Annotated in this window: 7 protein-coding genes; 3 read left to right on the top strand and 4 right to left on the bottom strand. The window is 55.4% G+C overall.

The annotated features are described in order from the left end of the window. The first annotated feature begins 215 nt into the window (after positions 1 to 215). On the top strand, positions 216 to 2,225 hold the full coding sequence (locus J1G33_RS27545) for an AAA family ATPase (protein WP_137205700.1): 2,010 nt from the start codon (positions 216 to 218) through the stop codon (positions 2,223 to 2,225). 280 nt (positions 2,226 to 2,505) lie between these two features. On the opposite strand, the gene J1G33_RS28035 is transcribed toward J1G33_RS27545, so the two are convergent. Together J1G33_RS28035 and J1G33_RS27540 are read right to left on the bottom strand one after the other, a co-directional pair. Next, entirely contained in the window at positions 2,506 to 2,805 is a 300-nt protein-coding gene (locus tag J1G33_RS28035; protein WP_078821265.1) for a hypothetical protein, read from the bottom strand. Beyond that, positions 2,688 to 3,059 (bottom strand): hypothetical protein, encoded by a 372-nt coding sequence (locus J1G33_RS27540; RefSeq protein ID WP_187432796.1) that lies wholly within the window; start codon positions 3,057 to 3,059, stop codon positions 2,688 to 2,690. Before J1G33_RS27540 ends, J1G33_RS28035 begins: the two co-directional genes overlap by 118 nt. A 42-nt stretch (positions 3,060 to 3,101) precedes the next feature. On the opposite strand from J1G33_RS27540, the gene J1G33_RS27535 reads away from it, so the two are divergent. Continuing rightward, positions 3,102 to 4,316: an aldose 1-epimerase family protein gene (locus J1G33_RS27535; RefSeq protein ID WP_032880913.1), complete on the top strand. Its 1,215-nt coding sequence runs from the start codon at positions 3,102 to 3,104 to the stop codon at positions 4,314 to 4,316. Positions 4,317 to 4,415: 99 nt separating this feature from the next. Here the strand turns inward: J1G33_RS27535 and J1G33_RS27530 are convergent, their stop codons facing one another. After that, complete coding sequence (locus J1G33_RS27530; RefSeq protein WP_223019159.1) at positions 4,416 to 4,955, bottom strand: AAA family ATPase; 540 nt, start codon at positions 4,953 to 4,955, stop codon at positions 4,416 to 4,418. 168 nt (positions 4,956 to 5,123) lie between these two features. Then, on the bottom strand, positions 5,124 to 5,744 hold the full coding sequence (locus J1G33_RS27525; protein WP_223019158.1) for a LysE family translocator: 621 nt from the start codon (positions 5,742 to 5,744) through the stop codon (positions 5,124 to 5,126). A 190-nt stretch (positions 5,745 to 5,934) separates the two neighbouring features. Between J1G33_RS27525 and J1G33_RS27520 the strand changes: the two genes are divergently transcribed. Then, positions 5,935 to 6,450, top strand: a complete 516-nt coding sequence (locus J1G33_RS27520; protein WP_103735033.1) for a GNAT family N-acetyltransferase — start codon at positions 5,935 to 5,937, stop codon at positions 6,448 to 6,450. Positions 6,451 to 6,458 lie beyond the last annotated feature (8 nt).

Below are 6,458 nucleotides of genomic sequence, written 5' to 3'. Positions count from 1 at the left end.
AAGGTCACCGAAGGGCCGAAAAACCACTCAATGTGGTGAGTAGGTTCTCCAGTGGTGGTCGCGCTTGAGTTCAGGCAATCTGAAAATCCGACTTTTTCAACAGAATCGGCCAAAAGCGGACTGCCGTTAAGAGTAGCCACGTCTACGTAGACGACGTGATGGCTTTTCGCTTACCTTCGTGCCCATTCGCCTTCGATCAACAAGGACAAACGGACATGCTGTTGACATCTGTAAAGGTTGGCCCTTTCCGCTCAATCAATGAGCAGCAAACAACTGAGATCGACCCCCAGGTCACTGTCTTGGTGGGGATGAATGAAGCCGGAAAGACGGTCTTTCTCAGAGCTTTACATAAAGCCAAGGATGCGCTGGACAAAGAGAAATTCGACATCACCGAAGACTATCCACGCAAAGACCTGCTGACATATAAGCGACGCCACGAGGAGTCGCCTGAAGACGCCGTCATTTTAACCTACATAATCGACGACGCTGAGGCATCTGAAATCAACGCCAAAATCGGTTGTGACATAAAGGCCGGATTCAGATTCACAGTGTCACGTAACTACAAAAATGCTAGTTCAATTGGGTTGAGCATTCCCGAAGCGCCAATACTAAAAAACTTGGCAACTACCGTAGGGCTGAGCGAAGGTGCAGTAGCCGTCCTCAGCAAAGCCACTTCGCTAAGAGAAGCACTATTAGGCCTGAAAGGCATCAGCCTGACGAACGAGGCTGACACAGAATTCGTCCAAGGGCTCGAAACCCGTGTGAGCGGTGCCCGTGCGGACTGGTCGTCAGTATGTACCTACGAAGCTTGGCAGTTGCTATCACCCCAGATTCCTAGCTTTCTTTATTTCAGCGACTACGACCTTCTGCCTGGAAAACTCAATCTTAAAGATCTTGCGAATCGCTTAGCCGCCGCAAGCAAAGATCCGGCTAATGCCCACAAGCAGATCGAGCCAAAGCATCAAGCAGTGATCGCCCTACTACGCATGGCGGGAGTTGAACTGGACGACTTCTCGAATGGCACCTCCTATGAAGAACTGAAGGCACAGATCGAATCGGTATCGATCAACCTAACTGATCAGATTCTGGAATTCTGGAAGCAGAACGAAGACCTCGAAGTCGAGATCGATATTCGGCCTGATGCGTCAGATGCCGCCCCATTTAACGACGGGCCTAACCTCTACCTGCGGATCAAAAACAAAAGACATCGTGGAGTGACCACCCCATTCGATCAGCGCAGCCGAGGCTTCATCTGGTTCTTTAGCTTTTTAGTGTGGTTTGACAGCGTCCAGCAGCAACTCAGCGTGGTCGGCAGTACAACCAGTAAAAATCTTGTACTGCTTCTGGACGAGCCGGCCCTGGCTCTGCATGCCCTCGCTCAGTCTGATTTTTTGCGTTACATCGACGATCTTGCTGAGACCCACCAGGTCATCTACACGACTCACTCACCGTTCATGGTGAATTCAGATCGCCTGTACCAAGTGAGGGTAGTGGAAGACAAGCCACGCCAAGGGACAGTGATTTCTTCTAACCTTTCCGGGTCGGATTCCAAGACAATTTTCCCACTGCAGGCCGCCCTAGGTTGGAATATTGCTCAAAACCTATTCATCGCCGAGCGAAACTTGCTGGTCGAGGGCATTTCGGAACTCACTGTACTCCAAGCGATGTCTAGAGCCGTCGAAGAGACTGGAGGAGTAGGACTTGATCCCCAAATCACGATCGTCCCCGTGGGGGGCTTGAGCAACGTAGCGACCTTCGTGTCACTCCTGGGAGGTAATGGGTTAGCATTTGCTGTTCTGCATGACTACAGCGGCAAGAGTGATCAGAAGCTCGACGCCATGGTGCAGCAAAAATTGCTAAATCAAAAACAAGTCTTTAATTTCTCACAATTCAAAAACCTAGGAGCGGACGAAGCGGTCGCTGTTGCCACCGACCTCGAGGATCTCCTAGACCCCAAAGCGTATCTCGAACATTTCAACGAGGTCTATTCCAAAGCTCTTGCTGGAACAGTCTTAAAACTGGAGGATCTGCCGCAAGCAGATCGGATCGTACAAAGGATTGAGAAGCAGCTGATAAGCAGTCAGGTCAGCGTTCGACCAACTCCTGGATACAATCATTTTGCAGTGGCTGCTGCTTATGTGGCGGTACCGCCTAAGAAGATCAGTAAAGACGTAATTCAGCGATTCTCGAAGCTTTTCGAGACGATCAACCAAGCATTGAGCTGATTTTTTTGGTCGCCAACCTAAAGCATAAACCTTGCTGTTCCGGCCTCATGCCATGTGAGCTATCAGGCCATGGTCACTTGCAGTAGGTTGCCCAAAGCTCATTAACTCCGGTAGCGAAGCTTTGGCTCATCATAGTGATAAACGAGGGAAATCAGATGTCCGCTCTGGGTCGATTGTAGCCGGTCGCAAAAGACCGGAACTGGCCGTTTACGGCCCGTGAGAAATAACCAGTTTCTCCTCCACGCGCTGGCCTGCCTTGCTCCAGCGCACGGAGCCCTTTCTAGCTAACCGTTGTAGAGTGCGCTTCTACCTCCGAAGCCTGCTCCCGCAATCGACGCGCGATAACATCCATCAGATCACACCCATCCCGCAACGGTATCGCCAGTAGTTGAGCAAAATCCGAAAGCACCACGCAGTCAGCCTCCACTTCACCCCGAAAAGCGATGTTTTCCAATACTTGAGTCACGGTGCGAATGCGATAGTCAGCCATCGCTTGCAGCACATCGAGCGGTGCTTGCGAGTCAATGAGCAGGGACGCTGGAACCCGATCGATTCCAGTAAGAGGGATATATCTTTCCATTTTTGAAACTCCGATAAATGCAATGATTTACCGATAATCAGGTCGCCAAACCTGATCGCCACATGGGCGACCGGGAAACTATAAGTGTCGTTGCAGCCGACGATCAACGCAAAGGTTGTAACCGGCACGGATGGACTGAGGCTCGAACGCCGCTCACTCCACTTTTTCGCTGCAGTCTGCTCCCGACTAGCCTCATTCCCTTCTTGATATTTCCCCACACCATCACGCTTTTTAAGCTTGCTGAAACGTTTCATCGAGTTTATAAAACCCCCACAACTCCAATAAAGGCCACCGCTATGACCCCGCTAAAACTCCTCGTTGCCCTAAGCACACTCTCCGTCACCTCCCACGCCATGGCCTGGGATTACGTCCTGCTCGACACCGACAAAGCCGCCCAGAACTGGCAGATCACCAGCCAGCAGCTCGGCGTACAAACCGCCAAGCCCTTCAGCGTTACCCTGCGCACCTTGCACGGTGGTCGGCAGGAGGGGGTGAGCATCGTTGATATCGATAACGGCACGATGAAGCTTTCGGTGGTGCCGACTCGCGGTATGAACGTGTTGCAGGCTTCGGTCGGCGATGTGCGCATGGGTTGGGATTCGCCGGTCAAGGAAGTGGTCAATCCGTCGTTCATCGAGCTTAATGGCCGCGGCGGGCTGGGCTGGCTGGAAGGTTTCAACGAGCTGGTCACCCGCTGCGGCTACGAGTGGGTCGGCCACCCCGGCATCGACAACGGCGAACTGCTGACCCTGCACGGGCGGGCCGCCAATATTCCTGCGAATAAAGTCACGCTGCATATCGATGAAAAACCACCGTATGCCATCACCCTGCGCGGCGAGCTGAAAGAGCAGGCGTTCAAGAAGGTCGACTTCTCTGTCGCGACCGAACTGGTCACTCAACCCGGCAGTGTGGTGTTTGCCCTCAATGACACCCTGACCAACAACGGCGACTATCCGAAGGAATACCAGGCGCTGTATCACAGTAACTTCAGCACCCCGTTCCTGGAGCAGGGCGCGCGGTTTGTCGCGCCGGTGAAGCAGGTGTCGCCGTTCAACGACAAGGCCAAGGGCGAATTGGCCGACTGGCAAACCTATCGCGCACCGACCAAGGACTATGACGAAACGGTCTACAACGTGGTGCCATATGCCGATGCCAAGGGCGATACCTTGACCGTGCTGCATAACAAGGCCGGCAGCCTGGGCGTTTCGGTTGGCTTCAATACGCAGACACTGCCGGTGTTTTCCCTCTGGAAAAACACCGACACCCAAGGCCAGGGCTATGTCACGGGGCTGGAGCCAGGGACGAGTTTTTCCTACAACCGTCGTTATCAGCGGCCACTGAATCTGGTGCCGACAATCGGGCCGAAGGAACACAAGCAGTTCCGCATCAGCTACAGCCTGTTGGCGGACAAGGCCGCTGTTGATAAGGCTTTGAAGCAGGTCAGCGAAATTCAGGATGGGCGTGAGACTGAGGTGCGGCAGACGCCGTTGGTTGATTTGACCAAGGAATGACGCCGCCTGGAGCATCATTGCGATGTTATTGATGTTGAGCACCCACGCTTATGCGGGGTGCGGCAACATTAACGACGGAGTGAAGCCGTCAGCCGACGATCAATCTGGCGTTGTCTGGCCAATCGAACGTCCAATGCTCGCAAGAAATATCCGGGTGTCCCGATTGGACCGCAGATGAACCACACGGCAGGCGGGTGGGGCAGCCTCCACGAGTTGTTGCATCTTTACTCGTGCTGACTCTTTGGTCTGCCACATGAATCTAAAAAACTCCGGCAGGTTCGCCAGTCGTTCGAGGCAGTTCTCCGGCAAGTCAGGCCGAGTCTGACCGCGTTTGAGCAGCGTCCTGAGCAATACGCGCCAGAATCGGAGCGTCGCCGAACGGTCAATCCATATCAACAGATCTGCGCGGGCCAGCCGGTTGTCCCAAGTGGTTGAATGGCCTCCTTCGAATATCCAGCGTTCACGGGCCTCGACCTCAAGGCAAAGCTGCGTCTTCGCGTCGCGGCTGCGTTCGATCCACCCTGGCTGCCAGTGGATAGTGTCGATATGAACGACCGGCAAACCCGTGCACTGACCAAGCTTGCGCGCCAAGGTGCTTTTGCCTGACCCAGGTTGACCCACAATCATCACCCGTCGCATCTAAGCTCCTTCTCGCTGTGCGCGCTGAATTTTTGGGGTGGCGATTCTACGTCAATGCCTGTCTGCGTCAACGTGCTCACGCAAACCCAAGAGCGCCACCTTTTATCCAGGCACCCCGTGCCAACGTTGGCGGCCTTCGCGAGCAAGCTCGCTCCTACAGTGGTTGGGTTACGCCCTGCGCGCCGTTAACAACACTGCCGCCGCCGCTGACAACAGCCCCGCGCAGCAACGATTGAAGATGCGTTTGCCCCTTGGCTCGGCAAACCAGCGGCGCATATGCAGGCCCATGTAGGCGTAGGCGCTGATGGCGATCCATTCCAGGGCCAGGAACATCGCGCCCAGCAGGGCGAACTGTGCGGTGATGGGTTGGCCAGGTACCACGAACTGCGGCAGGAAAGCGGTGAAGATCAGGATGGCTTTCGGGTTGCCCGCCGCCACCAGAAACTCCTGCCGTGCCAGGGCCCATAAGCCGACCTGGTGAGCGGCTGTTGGTGACTCTGCCTGTGGTTGCGCACGCCATAGCTGATACGCCAGATAAAACAGGTACGCCGCGCCCAGTATCTTGATCCCGTAAAACAACAACTCCGATGTTTGCAGCACCACCGCCAACCCGGCAGAGGCGAGGGCGATCATGCCGGCAAAGGCCAGCAAGCGGCCGAGACCTGCGAGGCAGGAGGTGCGGAAGCCGTAGCGGGTGGCGTTGCTTACCGACAGCAGGTTGTTGGGGCCAGGCGCCATGTTCAGGGCGAAGCAGGCAGGCAAGAAGAGGGCGAGGGTGGCGAGGTCCATGGCGGCTCCGGGTTTGGTCGGACGAGAGCGTTGAGGATAGGGGCAGTCGGCAGGGACAGCAATGAGGCTGGCAGTGCATCTGCGTGCCGGAGCGCAAGATCTTTATTTAGTCCCCGGCGAAACTGATTTTGTCATAGGCCCGTAGGCACACTGCGAAGACAAGATTCAGTGCACGATGGAAGGAGCCCGCATGATTCGCAGAGCATTACCCACCGACGCAAACGCCATTGCCCAAGTGCATATCAGTAGTTGGCAAGAGGCGTATCGCGACCTGATGCCCACCGACTACTTGAACGGGTTACAAGCCACCCTGGCTCAGCGCGAAGCCTATTGGCGTCGCTCGATAGCCGCGGGCGAACCGGAAGTATGGGTCGCAGAGGTGGACCAGCAGATTGTCGGGTGGATAGCCGTTGGCGCCAGCCGTGACGAAGAGGCCGCCGGGGCAAATGCAGGGGAGGTTATGGCCATCTATGTTCTGACCAGGTATTGGCAAACGGGCGTCGGGCTGGCGCTGTGGAACGCGGGCTTGCAGGCGTTGGTTCAGCAGGGGTATGACTGCCTGACGCTTTGGGTCCTGGCCCGCAATGAACGGGCCATGCGCTTTTATCGCAGGGTCGGTTGTGTCGAGGACGCAGGCAGCGAACTCAAGATTGAGAGGGGCGGCGTCACACTGGTGGAGGTGCGGTACAGGTTGTCCTTTACCTGAGTTTTTGT

Source organism: Pseudomonas sp. P867, assembly GCF_019891455.1.
Lineage (GTDB): Bacteria > Pseudomonadota > Gammaproteobacteria > Pseudomonadales > Pseudomonadaceae > Aquipseudomonas > Aquipseudomonas synxantha_A.
Note: the sequence above shows the minus strand (reverse complement) of the source record. Positions and strands in the feature narration are given on the sequence as shown.